The following is a 16682-nucleotide window of genomic DNA, read 5'->3' on the forward strand; positions in this document are numbered from 1 at the left end:
ATGACCGAGCGCACGAGCACAGGCAACGACGTGGACATCAAACCTCGCAGTCGCGACGTCACGGACGGTCTCGAGAAGACCGCCGCGCGCGGCATGCTCCGCGCGGTGGGCATGGGCGACGACGACTGGGCGAAGCCCCAGATCGGTGTCGGGTCGTCGTGGAACGAGATCACCCCGTGCAACCTCTCCCTCGACCGTCTGGCCAAGGCCGTCAAGGACGGCGTGCACGAGGGAGGCGGATACCCGCTCGAGTTCGGCACCATCTCGGTGTCCGACGGCATCTCGATGGGCCACGAGGGCATGCACTTCTCGCTGGTCTCCCGCGAGGTGATCGCCGACAGCGTCGAAACCGTGATGAGTGCGGAGCGGCTCGACGGCTCGGTCCTGCTCGCCGGCTGCGACAAGTCCCTGCCCGGCATGCTCATGGCCGCCGCCCGGCTCGATCTCGCGTCGGTGTTCCTCTACGCCGGGTCGACGCTGCCGGGATACGCCACGCTGTCCGACGGCAAGGAACGTCAGGTCACCATCATCGACGCCTTCGAGGCGGTGGGTGCATGCTCCCGCGGGCTGATGAGCCGCGAGGACGTCGACACCATCGAACGCGCCATCTGCCCCGGCGAGGGTGCCTGCGGCGGTATGTACACGGCGAACACGATGGCCAGCGCTGCCGAGGCACTCGGAATGTCGCTGCCCGGTAGCGCGGCTCCCCCCGCCCCCGACAAGCGACGCGACCAGTTCGCGCGGCAGAGCGGCGTCGCCGTCGTCGAGATGCTCCGACGCGGAATCACCGCCCGCGACATCATGACGCGTGAGGCCTTCGAGAACGCGATCGCCGTGGTGATGGCGTTCGGCGGGTCCACGAATGCGGTCCTGCACCTGCTCGCCATCGCCAACGAAGCCGAGGTCGAACTGTCGCTCGACGACTTCATCCGCGTCGGCTCGCGCGTCCCGCACCTCGCCGACGTCAAACCGTTCGGACGGCACGTGATGACCGACGTGGACCGCATCGGCGGGGTACCGGTGGTGATGAAGGCCCTGCTCGACGCCGGTCTGCTGCACGGCGACTGCCTGACGGTCACCGGCAAGACGGTCGCGGAGAACCTCGCGCACATCGCGCCGCCGGATCCCGACGGGCAGGTCCTACGGGCCACCAAGTCGCCCATCCATCCGACGGGCGGCATCACCATCCTGAAGGGGTCGCTGGCCCCGGAAGGTGCCGTGGTGAAGTCAGCCGGCTTCGACTCCGACGTGTTCGAAGGCACCGCAAGAGTTTTCGACCGGGAGCGGGCGGCAATGGACGCACTCGAGGACGGCACGATCACCGCCGGCGACGTCGTCGTCATCCGCTACGAGGGCCCCAAGGGCGGGCCGGGCATGCGCGAGATGCTGGCCATCACCGGTGCCATCAAGGGCGCGGGCCTGGGCAAGGACGTGCTGCTGATGACCGACGGCCGGTTCTCCGGCGGCACCACCGGACTGTGTGTCGGCCACATCGCGCCCGAGGCAGTCGACGGCGGGCCGATCGCCCTGGTCCGCGACGGTGACCGGATCCGGCTCGACGTCGGACGCGGTCTCCTGGACCTACTGGTCGACGACGCCGAACTCGAGTCCCGCGCCAAGGACTTCACTCCCCTGCCGCCGCGGTACACCCGCGGGGTCCTGGCGAAGTACTCGAAGCTGGTCACGTCCGCGTCGCAGGGTGCCGTCTGCCGCTGACACGCGTGGACGTACTCCGCGCTCGCAGGTTTGACGAAGCCCCTGCCGGGACATGGATGAAGTGTGCATACTTCGTTCATGACAACAAGCGATGTCACGAACCTCCATCTCGCCGCCGAGGGCGGAGGCGCGGCGCTCGACCAGGTGTTCCTGATGTCCGCAGTGGCCGCGGTGGTGTCGATCGGACTCCTCTGGATCGGGTATCTGCACCGGGCGCGGAAGATCACCTGGCTGACCACCCTCTCGGAGTGGGCCGCCCGGCGTGTCAACCGACCGCCGTGGGCGGCTTTGCCGATCTTCCTGTTCACCAGCACGATCATCTGCGCCCTGTTCGGCTTCCTCTGGGACGTCAGCCTGCACATCGGTGACGGCCGCGACGAGGGGCCGCTCGCCAACCCGGCGCACTACTTCATCCTGGTGGGCCTGTTCCTGTTGTTCATCTCCGGCATGCTGTCGGTCTTCCTGCCGTTCGACAAGCCCGGCGCCTCCGCCATCCGGATAACCCGGCACTGGTATGCGCCGGTCGGCGGAATCCTGCTGGCGGGCTGCGGCTTCTACGCCCTGGTCGGCTTCCCGCTGGACGACGTCTGGCACCGCATCTTCGGACAGGACGTCACCCTCTGGGGTCCGACGCACCTGATGCTGATCGGCGGCGCGGGACTGTCGCTCATCGCGGTCGTCATCCTCGACCGCGAGGGCAGAGCCGCGATGGGCCCGGACCTCCCGCCGGACGGACGCGGGCAATGGGTCGTGCGCTGCCTCGCCTTCGGCGGTCTCGTCATCGGCATGTCGGTCTTCCAGATCGAATACGACTTCGGCGTCGAGCAGTTCCGGCTGGTGTTGCAACCGATGATGATCGCCGGCGCGGGTGCATTCGCGCTGGTCGCCGCCCGGATCAGCCTAGGACCTGGTAGTGCGCTGGTCGCGGCCGTGTTCGCGATCCTGCTGCGCGGCGTGGTCGCTGTCGTCGTCGGGCCGGCGCTCGGTGCACCGATCAACGTGTTCCCGCTGTACCTGGGCGCGGCCGTGGTCATCGAGCTCCTCGCCCTCACCCCGCTCATCAAGCGTCGTGCCCTGTTCGGTGCGGTCTCGGGCCTGGGCGTCGCCACCGTCGGACTCTGGATCGAATCCTGGTGGATCGCGGCGGCCTACCCGTTCCCGTGGGTGACCGGTATGTGGGGCGAGGCCCTGGCCATGGCCGTTCCGGTGGGCGTGGTCATGGGTCTGTGCGGTGGGTTGCTCGGCACCGTCTCCGTCGGTGAACGCCTGCCGCGACGGTGGATCAGCATCACCGCCGTCGTGCTCGCGGTGCTGGTGGTCGGCTGCGCCGTCGCGAACGGTCTGCGGGTCTCGGTACCGGCGGACATGACCGCCCGCGTCGTCCTGACCCCGGCCGGGCCCAACGCCGCGGCCGACCAGAACGTCACCGCCGACGTCTACCTCGACCCGCCCGATGCGATCAGCGGCGACCCGGAGTGGGTGACGCTGATGTCCTGGCAGGGCGGCACCGACAACGACCGCGGCATCGTCATCGACCGACTCGAGCGCGTCAGCCCCAACCACTTCCGTTCCACCGAACCGATGCCGGTGTCGGGATCGTGGAAGACGATCCTGCGGGTACAGGACGGCACCACCATGGCCGGTGTGCCGGTGTATCTGCCTGCCGACCCGGCGATCGGCGCGGAAGGCGAACCCGCGCAACCGACATCGACGAAACCGTTCGTCGCGGAGATCTCGATCCTGCAGCGGGAGCGCACGTTCGACTACCCGTCCTGGCTCTTCGGCGCTGCCTCACTGGTGGTGCTGGTGTGCACGCTGCTCCTCATCACGGCCTTGTCGTGGGGAGCGGGTCGGGTCAACTCCCACGAGACGACCTCGGGTGCACGAGAACCCGAGTTGCAACCGCAGCGATGATCACCGCCGCTTCGGCGCCGGTGGTCCTCCACCTCGCCACGCATCCCCTGATCCTGGCGCTGCCCGCGGTGATCCCCGCGTTCATCCTGGTGGGCGTCATCATCGCGATCGCGATCCACGACCGTCGTCGAGGCGATGACGAAGACAGTCCGGATTCCGCCGGCCCCACCGATCCCGACCACACCGTCCCACCCACCCGGAACGAGGCCGATGACCCCGACCGTGAGGCCGACTGAGACCCTGCTCGCCCACGGTCTGGGCGGTTCAGAGTACCTGCCGGTCCCGCTGACCGCGGTGCTGATCGGCGGCGCCTGGGCGCTGACCATCTCCTTCGCGGTGATCGCATTCGCCTGGCGCACACCGCGGTACGGGCGGGCCGACGCCGGGCGCGAACTGCCGTCGTGGGTGAGGGCCACGGTGGACAACTCCTGGGTCCGCGGCGTGATCGCCGGTGCCGCCCTGGTGCTGACCGTCTGGTTGGTGCTCGCCGCGTTCGGTCCCGACACCGACGAGAACCCGCTTCCCGGCGCTTTCTACGTGCTGCTGTGGGTCGGGCTGACGGTCCTGTCGGCGCTCATCGGTCCGGTCTGGCGACTCCTGTCGCCGATCCGAACCGTGCTCCGCGTCCTCGGCCCCCGAGTTGTCGGCCGGAAGGCTTATCCCCGACGTCTGGGCTGGTGGCCGGCCGCTTTCGGCCTGTTCGCCTTCGTCTGGCTGGAACTCGCCTCGCCAGAACCGGGTTCGGTAGCAGCAGTGCGGATCTGGCTGTTGTCCTACCTCGTGATCACCCTCGTCGGCGGCATCGTCTGTGGACTGCGGTGGACCGACAACGCCGACCCGTTCGCGGTGTACAGCACGGTGGCCTCCCGACTCGCCCCGTTCGCGAAGAACGCCGACGGTGCGGTCATCTTGCGCAGTCCGATGAACTCGCTGACCACGCTGCCGGTCGTGCCCGGAACCGTCACCGTCCTGGCAATCTTGCTCGGCTCCACCGCTTTCGACAGCTTCTCGGCGATCCCGCTGTGGCAGGAGTTCGTCGACGGACGCGCCGACGGAAGCCAGGCGGTCGCGACCCTGCTCTCGACCGCCGGCCTGCTGGTGTTCATCGGCGTGGTCGCGGTGACCTTCTGGTCGGCCGCCCGCGCCGTCGGCGGGGTGTCACCCGATCTCCGCCGCCGGCTACCCGGCCTGATGGCGCACTCACTCATCCCGATCGTGATCGGTTACATCCTCGCCCACTACCTGCAATCACTCGTCGAACAGGGTCAGGAGGCACTCCTGGCGCTCGGTGATCCGCTGGGCCGCGGCTGGAACCTGTTGTGGCTGAGCGATGCCCACCCGGTGTACATCATGTCGGATCACCCCACCGTCACCGTGACACTCAAGGTGCTCTTCGTGGTCGGCGGGCACATGATGGGCGTCGCCGCGGCCCACGACGCCTCACTGCGGCTCCTGCCCCGCCGACACCAGTTGACCGGCCAGCTCACGATGATGGTGACGATGGTCTGCTACACCTTCCTCGGGCTGTACCTGCTGTTCGGCGGGTAGATCCGTCCGACCGCTCAATAATCAGATTGCGTTGCGTCGCGGTAGGCGTTACAGAACGCAATCTGTTCTCGATGAGCGGACGATCCGGTGGTCTACCAGCTAGATTCCGAGAGAACCGAAGTCGAGGGATCCGAAGTCCAGCGACCCGTTCGAGCTGCGGCAGCCTTCGACGACCAGTTTCTGCGGGTTCGGTAACCGATCAGCGGTCTGTGGTCCGGTCTTGATCCGGAAGTAGATCGTCTTCGTTCCCTCCTCCGACGGTTCGGGCGCGCCGGTCACCGTCTTGAGGTCGATGGTTCGCTCGGTGACGAAACCGTCGGGTTGCGCGTTCCGGTTGTACGGATTGCCGTTACCCCAACTCGGGACTCCCGGACCGAGGCCCGAGGTCAACGCCGGCGAGTCACCGACCCACCGCGCGATCGGCCACGGGATACCCGACACCTCGCGCCACGGGGCCGGCATCTCGGGGGGAATGCTCGTCGCGTTCACCATGGCCGGGTCGTTCTCCTGCTCGAACCACCAGTCCGGCTGGAAAAAAGTGGAATTCGTGTAGTTGGTGATTTTGATAGTAGCCGTGCAGTCTCCGTTGGAGACCCCTTGCAGTGTCAGTCCGCCCGGAGCGGCGAATGCTGTTCCGGCACCGGCCATTCCCCCGGCTGCCACGCCAGTCGCCAGCATAATCGCGCACAGGGCGCGCATCGATGATGTCCTCATAGGCCCTCCCGAAAGGCGCAGGCACGCTTGTCGGTTTGATCCCCCTGCGCCGACGCCACCGTAAACCGAAGAGGGTGGGTCGTGTGGCATGTTCGGCGTCAACGTCTGTTACACAACGAATGTCCGAATTTCGTTGATATCGAGCAGATCTCGGTTCCCTCACGAACCAGTCACTCTGAGTTCACTTCTGTGCACAGGCGGTCACTCTCGACCCATGCGTCTACATCGTCGATCTGCCACACTCGTCCTCGCGCTGGCATCCGTCGCCGGACTGGTGGCCGGAGCAACTGCGGTTGCGGTCGCCGACGATCCGACCGAGTACGTGGCGCTCGGCGCGTCGTTCTCGGCGGGCGTCGGGATTCCCTCTTCGGTTCCGGGATCGCCGAGCGGGTGTGGACGGTCAACGAACAACTTTCCGCGTCTGGTCGCCGAGGCGGAGGGTTACCAACTCAAGGACATGAGTTGCGGTGGCGCCCAGACCCGACACCTCACGACGAGCCAAACCGCCGGCCAACCGCCACAGTTCGACGGCCTGAGCCCGACGACCGATGTCGTCACCATGCAGATCGGTTACAACGACGGCAACGTCTACTCAGGCAGCATCGCCGACTGCTCGCAGACTGCTTCGGGCAGCTCACAACTCGCGCCCTGTGAGACCCGCACCCTCGGTCGGTACTCCGCCGAGATCCAACTGACGGCCGGCAACATCGCCACCGCCATCGCCGGGATCAAAGACCGAGCCCCATCCGCGCAGATCCTCGTCGTCGGCTATCCCGCGGTCTACCCGCAACAGGGCAACTGCCCCGGACGAAACCCGTTCTCGGCAGAGGACACCGCCTTTCTCGACCGTCTCGAGGTCGAGCTGAACACCATGCTGAAGACCCAGGCCCAGCTGGCCGACGTCGCGTTCGTCGATACGTACGGCCCGAGCGTCGGTCACGACTCGTGCAAGTCCCAGGCGACGAGGTGGGTCGAACCGTACACGAATCCCGTTGGTGCGCTGCGGCTACATCCGAACGCCAAGGGGCATCAGCAGGCCGCGAAGGCGGTACGCGCCGCCCTCGACTGACCTGCGCGCTGTTACCGGCCGGCTCGCCGCGCCCGGAACACCACGTCGTGAGTGTGGTGACCGCGGCCTGCGGCCTTTCCCCGCTCACGCGTCTCGTCGGTGACGATCTCCCAACCGTCGCCGAGGAGTTTGGCGAAACCGCCCGGCTGGACGTAGTCATCCGGCTCGAACCCGTGCGCTCGCACGCCCTCCGGCGCATGGGCGACGACGAGCAGCGCACCGCCCGGACCGACGGCGTCGACGAGCTTTCGCGCCACGTCGATCTCCTCGACGGGGATCGGAAAGTAGTGCAACACAACGAGACCGAAATCGCCCCCGGGGACCGGGTCGACGACCAGGTCGGCGCGCGTCCACGTGATCGGCAGTTCGCCGCTGATGTCGCGTGCCCGATCCAGTGCCACCTGTGAGATGTCGACCGCGGTCACCTGCCAGCCGCGTTTCGCCAGCCAGCGGGCGTCGGCGCCCTCCCCCGAGCCGACGTCGAGCGCGGTGGTCGGCGTCAGGCCTTCGGCCTCGGTGATCAGTGCGGGATTGACGTCTGCGGTCCACAGCCGCTCGGCATTGCCATATCGCTCGTCCCACTCGGCTGCCCGGTCGTTGTCCATCCCCGATTCATAGCAGTCGAACCCGGATCAGCACACCGCGGCAGACGCGGGTTCGGGCTATGGAACAGGCGGGTCGGTGACGATGCGAGCGATCCGTTCGACCGCCTCGGTCAGCACCTCCGGCGAACACGCCACATTCAGCCGTGCGAAGCCCGCGCCCTGCGCGCCGAAAGCGGGTCCGTAATGCAACGCGACCCGGCCGTGCTCGAGGATCGGCAGCCCCGGGTTGTCCCCGAGTCCGGCCTCGCGGAAGTCGAGCCAGGCCAGGTACGACGCACGAGGCCGTCGATAACCGACGCCCGGCAGATGTTCGGCCAGAAGCCGTTCCAGCAGGTCGAGACTCTCCCCGATGACGTCCAGGGTGGCGTCGAGCCAGTCGTCGCCCCGATCGAAGGCGGCTTCCGTCGCGGCACGGCCGAGGATGGACGTCCGGTACTGCACCTCGTCGGGCTGACGTGCGACGATCCCCCGGCCTCTGTCCGAGGTGGCCACCGTCAACGCGCACTTCGCCCCCGCGAGGTTGAACGCCTTGCTGGCCGAATGCGCAGCGAGGCCCACCTCACGCGCGATGTCGCTCACCGCGAGGAACGGGACAAAGCCGACTCCAGGATGCACCAGTGGCGCGTGAATCTCGTCGCTGACGACCGTCGCGCCATACGACGCCGCGAGCTCGGCCAGCCGCGCCAGGTCGGATGCATCGTGGACCAGGCCCACCGGATTGTGCGGGTGGCACAACAGAACTGCCCGCGCACCCGCCGCGAGCGCCGCGTCGATGCCGTCGAGATCCATCCGCCACCCGGGATCGTCGAGCAGCGGCACCTCGACGACGGTTCCGCCCGCCTCCGGGATGAGCTCGAAGAACGGCGGATACACCGGCGGCATCAGGATGACGCCGTCGCCCGGACGAATCGCCGACCGCAACTCTTCGACGATCACCACACTCACATCGGTGGTCAGCGTGACGTCGTCGGCGCTCAGCTGCCAGTTCCACCGCCGCTGCGCGAAACCCGCGAAAGCCGTTCCCACGCCGCCCGAGTCGCCGGCATAACCGACATCGGATGCCCGGATGCGGTCGATCATCGCCTCCGCGACCACCGGTGCGAGCTGGTAGTCCATCTCCGCGATGAACAGCGGCAACACATCGTCGGGATGGGTGGACCACTTCGAGGAGGTGCGGCGTCGGAGTTCGGAGAGCGACGGTGCGGCGGGCCTGGGGTGTCACGGGGTCATTGGTACCACCGAGACATCGACGCCGACGCCGTGAGCGGGCAGACTGGTCGCCATGGCCTTCCCTCTTCGTATCGGTGTCCAGATCCAGCCCCAGCACGCTCCCGAGTACGGCCTGATCCGGGACGCGGTCCGCCGCGCCGAGGATGCGGGCGTCGACGTCGCCTTCAACTGGGATCACTTCTATCCCCTCTACGGCGCTCCGGAGGGTGAGCACTTCGAGTGCTGGACGATGCTCGGCGCGTGGGCGGAACAGACCTCGCGGGTGGAGATCGGCGCGCTGGTGACCTGCAACTCCTACCGCAATCCGGAGCTGCTGGCCGACATGGCGCGCACCGTCGACCACATCAGCGGCGGACGCCTCATCCTCGGTGTCGGCGCCGGCTGGTTCCAGAAGGACTACGACGAGTACGGCTACGAATTCGGCACCGTCGGCTCGCGCCTCGACGACTTCGGGGCGGCACTGCCGCGCATCAAGTCGCGTCTGGGCAAGCTGAACCCGGCGCCCACCCGCGACATCCCGATCCTCGTCGGCGGCAGCGGCGAGAAGAAGACGCTGCGCTACATCGCCGAGCACGCCGACGCCTGGCACGGCTTCAACGACGTCGAGCAGTACCGGCACAAGTCGAAGGTGCTCGCCGAGCACTGCGCTGCGGTGGGACGCGACCCGGAGACCATCGAACGGTCGTCGGCGGTGCAGTTCGACGGCGACGTCGACACGATGCTCCGCGGCGCCGACGCACTGGCCGACGAGGGCATCAGTCTGCTCACCGTCGGCGTGACGGGCCCCGACTACGACCTCACCGCCGTCGAGGCCCTGTGCCGGTGGCGCGACGCTCGACGCTGAGCACGTGCCGGTACCCATCGAGGTCAAGGACGGACATACACTCACCCGAATGCGGCGGCTGGTTAGATTTGTGATCATGCATCGGGAACCTGCGATTCGTGGTGGGTGGGAGCACGCCGTGACACGTCGCATCTCGGCAGCCCTCGGCGCCGTCGGTCTTGCGCTCGGCATGACCCTGCTGCTGGCGGGTGTCGGAGCGGGCCCGGCCGCCGCCGAACCACCCACCCGCCTGCCCACCTACGTCGTCGACTCGGCCGGGGTGATCACGCCGGAGCAGCGGACCGAGCTCGAGAACGCCGTCGACGATCTCTACAACGAGCACGACATCCAGATGTGGATCGTGTACGTCCGCAGCTTCGATGGCCTCACCAGCGAGCAGTGGGCCGACCAGACCGCCATCGCCAGTGAACTCGGCGACCACGACGCCCTGCTGGCCGTCGCGACCGACGACCGGGCCTACCGCATGTTCGCCCCGGACAGCATCGGCGGACTCGACCAGGCCACCCTCGATGACGTCGCCACCAACGACGTCGTCCCGCAGCTCCGCGAGGGCAACTGGGCGCAGGCCGGCCTGGGCGCGATCAACGGGCTCGCGAATGCCCTCGACCCCAGCTACACCGGGGTCATCACCGCCGGCGTCGTCGGCGGAGCGGTCGTGGTCGGCGGTGGCGGTGCGTACCTGTATTCGCGGCGCCGCAAGCAGCGTCGGATCGACAGCAGCGTCGAAGCGCTCCGCGAACAGGAACTGACCGTCGACCAGCTCGAAGAACAGCCGCTCGACGTGCTGGACCCGTGGTCGCGCGAAGTCCTCACCGATCTCGACAACGCCATCCGCACCAGCGAAGAAGAACTGCGGCTGGCCGTCGGCGAGTTCGGTCCCGCCGAGACCGCACCGTTCACGAAGGCTCTCGAACGGGCGAAACGCGATCTCGCGCAGTCCTTCACCAACCGCCAGCGACTCGACGACAACATCCCGGAGACCGATGACGAACGCCGCAGGATGCTCGTCGAGATCATCACCTCCTGCACCGAGGCCGACGCCACGCTCGACGACCAGGTCGAGGCTTTCGACGCGATGCGCGACCTGCTGATCAACGCCGACGCCCGCTTCGACGCGATCACCCAGCAGCTGATCGGCCTGCGCGCACGTCTCGACCCGGCCTCGCAGCAGCTCACCGAGCTGACCGAGAAGCACGGTGAGCAGACGCTCGCCTCGGTCCTGTCGAACGTCGAACTGGCCCGGCAGCAGATCGATTTCGCCGAGGCGACCGCCGATCAGGGTCGCGCAGCGAGTGCGGCACCGGTCGGACAGCAGGGTCCCGCGGTCGCGGCGATCCGCTCGGCCGAGGGGTCCATCGAGCAGGCCACCGTGCTCCTCGACGCCATCGATCACGCCGACGCGAACATCGCGGCCGCGCAGTCCCGGATGCCGGCGCTGATCGACGAGGTGGAGGGCGAGCTCGCCGAAGCCGCCTCGCTGACCGCCGACGGCGGACCCGCGCTGGCGACTGCCGCGGCGGCCGCGCGAACCGCTCTCGACTCGGCCCGCACCGGCTTCGACGCCGACCCCCTGGGCACGTTCACCGCACTGGTCGACGCAGATGCCGATCTCGACGACGCGCTCGACGCCGCACGGGACGCTCTTACCAAACGGACGCGCCGCGAACAGGTGTTGACCGCGGCCCTCGAGTCGGCGACCGCGAAGGTTACCGCGGCGGCGGACTTCATCGGCACCCGACGCGGCGCCGTCCAGTCCACCGCCCGGACCCGCCTCGCCGAGGCCCAGCGACTTCTTCGGTCCGCTCAGGACGCCGCCGGAACCGACCCGGTAGCGGCGACTACCACCGCACGCCAGTCCGGCGCCCTCGCCGACCAGGCGCTGATGGCCGCCCAGGGCGACGTCGTCAGCTGGCAGCAGTCGCAGGGGCCGCGCTCGGGCGGATCATCGACCGCGGGTGCGGTTCTCGGCGGCATCCTGGTCGACAGCTTCCTGCGCGGCACCGTCAGCGGCGGCCGCGGAGGCGGATACCGGGGCGGTTACCCCGGTGGCTTCGGCGGCGGATTCAGCAGCGGCGGACGCAGTCCCGGCTCGTTCGGCGGCTCCGGATCGTCGGGGCGGATCGGTACCGGCGGACGGTTCTGAGCCGTTCCGCCGGCCGAGACACCCATTGCTCCCCGAAGGCCACCGGGCGTTGGGTTTCCGTTCACATCTGAGCACCCGTCGGTTTGCTTCGCTCTCCTAGCGTCCTGCGGGTGCGAATCCAGTTGCCGCTGTTCACCTCCGACGGCCGCGATGCCGGCCGGTCGTCCCGCGCCCACGTCACCTGTCGGTACAAGTGCGGTGACGCCTGCCGATCCGAACCCGGAAACACCAGCGACAACGCGTACTTCCGCGACATCGTGCGTACCGCGGTCTCGCGCCGAAGCGTCCTCAAGACCTCCGCGGGTACCGCGGTGGCGTTCGGTGCGGCATCCGTGCTCGCGGCCTGCGGCGACGGCGGTTCCGGGTCCGGGTCTCGGACGGGCACCGCAGCGACAGATGCGTTGCCGGGTATGAAATTCACCGCCGTCCCGGCGAACACCGAGGACGCGGTGGTGATCCCCGACGGTTATCGGCAGGAGGTCGTGATCCGCTGGGGCGACCCCGTTCTGCCCGGCGCCCCGGACTTCGACTTCGCCGGCCAGTCCCCCGAAGCGCAGGCCAAACAGTTCGGCTTCAACAACGACTTCGCCGGACTCATCCCCGTCGACGGCGTCCCCGGGCACTTCTACCTCGTCGCCAACCTCGAGTATCCCACCGAACCGTTCATGTTCGCCGGTTACCGGGAGGGCGCACCGACCGAGCAGCAGGCGCGGATCGCGATGGCCGCGGTCGGTATCGCCGTCGTCGAAGTCGTCGCGAGGCCCGGCACCGGAGCACTGACACCGAGGGTCGGAGAGCGCAATCGACGACTAACAGCGTCGAGCCCGTTCCGGCTGACCGGCCCGGCCGCCGGCAGCGAGTTCGTCCGGACCGCAGCGGATCCGGCCGGCACCACGATCCTGGGCACTTTCGCCAACTGCTCCGGTGGCCTTACGCCGTGGGGCACGATGCTCTCCGGAGAGGAGAACTTCAACAACTACTTCGCCAACGCGAGCAAGGTCACCGACCCCAGGGCGGCCGAACGCCTCGACCGCTACTCCTTCGCCGACGATGACGACGAGCACCAGTGGGGCCGGTACGACAAGCGTTTCGATCTCGCCGTCGAACCCAACGAGGCCAACCGATTCGGGTACGTCGTCGAGGTCGATCCGCACGACCCGAAAGCCGTTCCCGTCAAACACAGTTCGCTGGGGCGGTGCAAGCACGAGTCGGCCAACATCCACGTCGTGGAGAACGGTCCGGATCGGGGCACCGTCGTCGCCTACAGCGGCGACGACGAGAAGTTCGAATACATCTATAAGTTCGTGTCGTCCCGCAAGATCAAGAGCGGACTTTCGAAGACCGCACGCGAACACAACATTCGCATCCTCGACGAGGGCACGCTCTACGTGGCGACCTTCACCGGGGACACCCCGGACGGCTCCGGTGAACCGCCTGCGTCGGGCCGGTTCGCCGGGAAGGGGTCGTGGAAGCCGCTGTTGACCAGCAACGCCGACGGATCGGCGCGCTCGCATGTGCCCGGGATGTCGCCGGCAGAGGTCGCGGTGTTCACGCGCCAGGCGGCCGACGCCGTCGGCGCCACCAAGATGGACCGCCCGGAGGACATCGAGCCCAGCCCCACGACCGGCAAGGTGTACTGCGCTCTCACCAACAACAGCGACCGCGGCACCGACGGCAAGGCACCGGTCGACGCGGCCAATCCGCGCAACGAGAACAAGAACGGGCAGGTCCTCGAGATCGCCGACGATCACGCCGGCACCGAGTTCACCTGGGAGTTGCTGCTGGTCTGCGGTGACCCGACCACCGCCGACACCTACTACGGCGGTTTCGACAAGACGAAGGTCAGCCCCATCTCCTGCCCGGACAACCTGGCCTTCGACCCGCACGGCAACCTGTGGATCTCCACCGACGGCAATGCCCTCGGATCCAACGACGGACTGTTCGCCGTCGCCCTCGACGGCGACCGCCGTGGCGAGACCAAACAGTTCCTCACCGTCCCGATCGGCGCCGAGACCTGCGGGCCGGTAGTCGACAGCGACCGCATCCTCGTCGCCGTGCAACACCCCGGTGAGCTCGACGACCACTCGGCCGACAACCCGGCGTCGCACTGGCCCGACGGCGGCAACTCCCAGCCCCGGCCCGCGGTGGTCGCGGTCTGGCGCGACGGCGGGACCCCGATCGGCGTCTGAGGACACCTGCAGAGTCGCCGCTTCCCGACATAGGCCCTGGTCACCGCTAGCGGCCGTGTCGGGAAGTGGCGATTCCGAACGGGGTCGGGAAGCCGTGTGTCGTCGATCTCACACCTGCCCAGGTATTGTTTCGAAGTTCTAAGTATTAGGGTGTCTAAACGTGTCGACACCAGAACCCGCTCAGCTCGCGACGGCCCTCCGGCCGACCATCACGCGGCTCTACCTGGCTCTTCGACGCCGAGCGCCGCTGGTCCAGCTGACCGCCGCCCAGACCTCGGCACTGAACGTCCTCGCCGATCACGGGTGGATGCGCATGGGTGAGCTCGCGGAACGCGAATCGATCCGGATGCCCACCGCGACGTCCGTGATCGACGGACTGACCAAACACGAACTCGTGGAACGCCGGCCCGACCCGGTTGATCGTCGTGCCGTGCTCGTCGACCTCACCGCCCATGGACGCGAACTGGTCGACCGGATCCGCCTCGGCCGCGACGTCGCGCTCACTGACGCCCTGGCCAACCTGAGCCCCGAACATCTCGAAGCACTCGCCGCGGCCGCCCCGGCCCTACAAGCGCTCCGCGACGAACTCGACCATCACCCCGCACAGACCTCCGCGGCGGTGGATGCCAACACGGCCGGGAACTGACCTCCCACCCGATCCACCTCCCCACTCCGTCGACCAGCCCCGTTCAGAGGACCCACATGACCGTCACCGAAGACAAGGCCGCGACAAACTCGTCGGCCCCGGCACACCCCGACGACGCGGAGAACAACTCACTCCTCGCCATGTTCCGCATGCAGCCCCGCGCCGTGTGGATCACCGCGTTCGCGGCCACCATCGCCTTCATGGGCATCGGTCTCGTCGACCCGATCCTCCACAGCATCGCCCAGGCGCTCAACGCTCCCGCGAACAAGCTCACCCTGCTGTTCGGTGTGTACGTCGGTGTGCAGTGTGTGGCCATGCTCCTGACCGGTTGGGCCGCATACCGTTTCGGCCCCAAGCGGACCCTCACCGTCGGCCTCGTGATGATCGTCGTGGCCGCCGGGATCTCGGCGTTCGCCAGCAACATCGACCAGCTGATCGCCTTCCGCGTGCTCTGGGGCCTGGGTAACGCCTTCTTCTTGGCGACCGCGCTCGCCTTCATCGTCTCCTCGGCCAAGGGCAGCCGCCAGGGCGCGATCATGATGTACGAGGCGGCCCTGGGCATCGGCCTCGCCGTCGGTCCGCTGCTCGGTGCGACGCTCGGCGAATGGACCTGGCGAGCCCCGTTCGGCGGCACCGCGCTGCTCATGCTCATCGGTGCCGTGCTGTGCGCCATCATGCTGCCCGCCGACGGCCCGAGGTCGACGCGTGCCCGGGTGAGCATCACCGACCCGCTCAAGGCCCTCCGCAACCGCACGCTCACCATCGCCGGCATCGGTTCGGCCTTCTACACCGGCGCACTGTTCACCGTCATCGCGTGGGCTCCGATCGCCATGGGACTCCGGCCCATTCACGCCGGCCTGGTCTTCTTCGGCTGGGGTCTGCTGACCGCCATCGCCGGCGTGTTCATCGCGACGCCGCTCGCCCGCGTCGTCGGCGCGAAGGGTGGTGTGCTCGTCGCGATCACCGGTTACGGCATCGTCATGGCGCTCGCTGCCGTCGGAACGCTTTCCGACCAGATCTGGCTCATCGGTCTCGCGGTCGTCCTGTCCGGTCTGCCGTCGGGCATCCTCAATACCCTGTTCACCGACCTCGCCATGGCCTCGGGCGGCGACGACACCCCGCGCTCGGTGTCCAGCGCCGGCTTCAGCTTCCTGCGCTGGGGGGTGCGGCGGTCGCCGCGGTCCTCGTCTCCTACCTCGCCGAGTGGTTCGGCGACGTCGCCCCGTGGTGGTTCGCCGTCGGCTACTGCGTGGTCGCACTCGGCGCGGTGGCGCTGGTCAAGACCACCAGACACGAGGTCGCTCCCGACGCCGCCCTCATCGGCGCCGAGGAGTTCTGAGGCACGAACCTCAGACCGCGGAGTCGGGGAACGCGATGACCGACAGGAAGCGCACGGGCAGTTCGACGAGTTCGACCGGCCCGTGCGCTCCTTCGCCGTCGAGCTGGAGCGCATCGCCGGGGTGCATCCGGTACACCGAGCGGCTGTGCGCGTAGTCCATCACGCCTTCGAGCACGTACAGGAATTCGGTACCGGCGTGCTGGAACAGCGGCTGGGTCACCGATTTCTCGGTCAGCGTCACGAGGAGACATTCCAGGCGCTTGTGTTCCCCGCGCAGCGACCCGAGCAACTCGTACTCGTGTCCCTCCCGGGAGCCCTCACGGACGATCTCGTTGCCCTCGCCCGCCTTCACGAAGACGGCCGACCGCTCCATCTCCGCGCCGCGGAACAACGACGTGACCGAGACGTCGAAGCCGTTGGCCAGTCGGGCGAGGGTGCTGAGACTGCACGAGGTCTGCGCGTTCTCGATCTTCGACAGCATCGCCTTGGAGATCCCGACGCGGGTCGCCATGTCGCCCACCGACAGTCCCTGTTGACGACGCAACCGGCGCACGTTGTGCGCGATCGCGGTCTCGAGTTCGAGTTCCTCGACCGACTGGTCGACGGGGCGTTCCCGTGCGATGCCAGATTGGTTGCGGATCAAAGGGTCGTCGGTCACCTCGCCAGCATAGTGAGCGAGGTCGTCCACTGTCAGTTGACACATGTCGCGCGTCCTCTCGTCGGTT

General features: G+C 68.0%; 13 protein-coding genes and 1 pseudogene. 10 read left to right on the forward strand and 4 right to left on the reverse strand.

The annotated features are described in order from the left end of the window. The 4 genes from ilvD (at position 1) to RVF83_RS05660 (ending at position 5178) form a co-directional block, all read left to right on the forward strand. A complete protein-coding gene (ilvD, locus tag RVF83_RS05645; RefSeq protein WP_039880307.1) occupies positions 1-1716 on the forward strand; it encodes a dihydroxy-acid dehydratase in 1716 nt (571 codons plus the stop codon). Positions 1717-1794: 78 nt separating this feature from the next. Beyond that, positions 1795-3630, forward strand: a complete 1836-nt coding sequence (locus RVF83_RS05650; RefSeq protein WP_039880306.1) for a hypothetical protein — start codon at positions 1795-1797, stop codon at positions 3628-3630. Further along, positions 3627-3866 carry a hypothetical protein gene (locus RVF83_RS05655; RefSeq protein ID WP_005197694.1) on the forward strand — a complete coding sequence of 80 codons (240 nt, stop codon included), beginning with the start codon at positions 3627-3629 and terminating at the stop codon, positions 3864-3866. Before RVF83_RS05650 ends, RVF83_RS05655 begins: the two co-directional genes overlap by 4 nt. Further along, positions 3841-5178 carry a hypothetical protein gene (locus RVF83_RS05660; RefSeq protein WP_005197692.1) on the forward strand — a complete coding sequence of 446 codons (1338 nt, stop codon included), beginning with the start codon at positions 3841-3843 and terminating at the stop codon, positions 5176-5178. Before RVF83_RS05655 ends, RVF83_RS05660 begins: the two co-directional genes overlap by 26 nt. Positions 5179-5277: 99 nt before the next feature. On the opposite strand, the gene RVF83_RS05665 is transcribed toward RVF83_RS05660, so the two are convergent. After that, on the reverse strand, positions 5278-5877 hold the full coding sequence (locus tag RVF83_RS05665) for a hypothetical protein (RefSeq protein ID WP_005197691.1): 600 nt from the start codon (positions 5875-5877) through the stop codon (positions 5278-5280). Positions 5878-6106: 229 nt separating this feature from the next. Between RVF83_RS05665 and RVF83_RS05670 the strand changes: the two genes are divergently transcribed. Next, the gene (locus RVF83_RS05670) at positions 6107-6961 is read left to right on the forward strand and encodes an SGNH/GDSL hydrolase family protein (protein ID WP_005197688.1); all 855 of its coding nucleotides are present in this window, start codon (positions 6107-6109) and stop codon (positions 6959-6961) included. Positions 6962-6972: 11 nt separating this feature from the next. Here RVF83_RS05670 and RVF83_RS05675 read toward each other — a convergent pair whose 3' ends face one another. Both RVF83_RS05675 and RVF83_RS05680 read right to left on the reverse strand, forming a co-directional pair. Continuing rightward, on the reverse strand, positions 6973-7566 hold the full coding sequence (locus tag RVF83_RS05675) for a class I SAM-dependent methyltransferase (protein WP_005197687.1): 594 nt from the start codon (positions 7564-7566) through the stop codon (positions 6973-6975). Positions 7567-7623: 57 nt separating this feature from the next. Next, positions 7624-8706 carry a MalY/PatB family protein gene (locus tag RVF83_RS05680; RefSeq protein WP_341262005.1) on the reverse strand — a complete coding sequence of 361 codons (1083 nt, stop codon included), beginning with the start codon at positions 8704-8706 and terminating at the stop codon, positions 7624-7626. 142 nt (positions 8707-8848) lie between these two features. Here RVF83_RS05680 and RVF83_RS05685 point away from each other — a divergent pair, with 142 nt between their 5' ends. From RVF83_RS05685 to RVF83_RS05705, 5 genes and pseudogenes are all read left to right on the forward strand, one after another. Further along, positions 8849-9640 (forward strand): LLM class F420-dependent oxidoreductase, encoded by a 792-nt coding sequence (locus RVF83_RS05685; RefSeq protein WP_005197684.1) that lies wholly within the window; start codon positions 8849-8851, stop codon positions 9638-9640. A 76-nt stretch (positions 9641-9716) separates the two neighbouring features. Then, positions 9717-11783: a TPM domain-containing protein gene (locus tag RVF83_RS05690; RefSeq protein WP_051989280.1), complete on the forward strand. Its 2067-nt coding sequence runs from the start codon at positions 9717-9719 to the stop codon at positions 11781-11783. Between the two features lie 110 nt (positions 11784-11893). Further along, positions 11894-13972 carry a PhoX family protein gene (locus RVF83_RS05695; RefSeq protein WP_039880303.1) on the forward strand — a complete coding sequence of 693 codons (2079 nt, stop codon included), beginning with the start codon at positions 11894-11896 and terminating at the stop codon, positions 13970-13972. Between the two features lie 160 nt (positions 13973-14132). Further along, entirely contained in the window at positions 14133-14618 is a 486-nt protein-coding gene (locus RVF83_RS05700; protein ID WP_005197675.1) for a MarR family winged helix-turn-helix transcriptional regulator, read from the forward strand. Between the two features lie 56 nt (positions 14619-14674). Continuing rightward, positions 14675-15957, forward strand: a pseudogene (locus RVF83_RS05705) (MFS transporter). 10 nt (positions 15958-15967) lie between these two features. Here the strand turns inward: RVF83_RS05705 and RVF83_RS05710 are convergent. Continuing rightward, on the reverse strand, positions 15968-16660 hold the full coding sequence (locus RVF83_RS05710) for a helix-turn-helix domain-containing protein (RefSeq protein WP_005197668.1): 693 nt from the start codon (positions 16658-16660) through the stop codon (positions 15968-15970). Positions 16661-16682 lie beyond the last annotated feature (22 nt).

This window comes from Gordonia rubripertincta (assembly GCF_038024875.1).
Classification (GTDB): domain Bacteria; phylum Actinomycetota; class Actinomycetes; order Mycobacteriales; family Mycobacteriaceae; genus Gordonia; species Gordonia rubripertincta.

What these genes read in the sequence shown, in the direction of transcription:
- RVF83_RS05675 (WP_005197687.1), bottom strand. Translation starts at nt 7,566, where the DNA reads ATGGACAACGACCGGGCAGCCGAGTGGGACGAGCGATATGGCAATGCC.
- ilvD (WP_039880307.1), top strand. Translation starts at nt 1, where the DNA reads ATGACCGAGCGCACGAGCACAGGCAACGACGTGGACATCAAACCTCGC.
- RVF83_RS05665 (WP_005197691.1), bottom strand. Translation starts at nt 5,877, where the DNA reads ATGCGCGCCCTGTGCGCGATTATGCTGGCGACTGGCGTGGCAGCCGGG.
- RVF83_RS05650 (WP_039880306.1), top strand. Translation starts at nt 1,795, where the DNA reads ATGACAACAAGCGATGTCACGAACCTCCATCTCGCCGCCGAGGGCGGA.
- RVF83_RS05685 (WP_005197684.1), top strand. Translation starts at nt 8,849, where the DNA reads ATGGCCTTCCCTCTTCGTATCGGTGTCCAGATCCAGCCCCAGCACGCT.
- RVF83_RS05690 (WP_051989280.1), top strand. Translation starts at nt 9,717, where the DNA reads ATGCATCGGGAACCTGCGATTCGTGGTGGGTGGGAGCACGCCGTGACA.
- RVF83_RS05655 (WP_005197694.1), top strand. Translation starts at nt 3,627, where the DNA reads ATGATCACCGCCGCTTCGGCGCCGGTGGTCCTCCACCTCGCCACGCAT.
- RVF83_RS05660 (WP_005197692.1), top strand. Translation starts at nt 3,841, where the DNA reads ATGACCCCGACCGTGAGGCCGACTGAGACCCTGCTCGCCCACGGTCTG.
- RVF83_RS05710 (WP_005197668.1), bottom strand. Translation starts at nt 16,660, where the DNA reads ATGTGTCAACTGACAGTGGACGACCTCGCTCACTATGCTGGCGAGGTG.
- RVF83_RS05670 (WP_005197688.1), top strand. Translation starts at nt 6,107, where the DNA reads ATGCGTCTACATCGTCGATCTGCCACACTCGTCCTCGCGCTGGCATCC.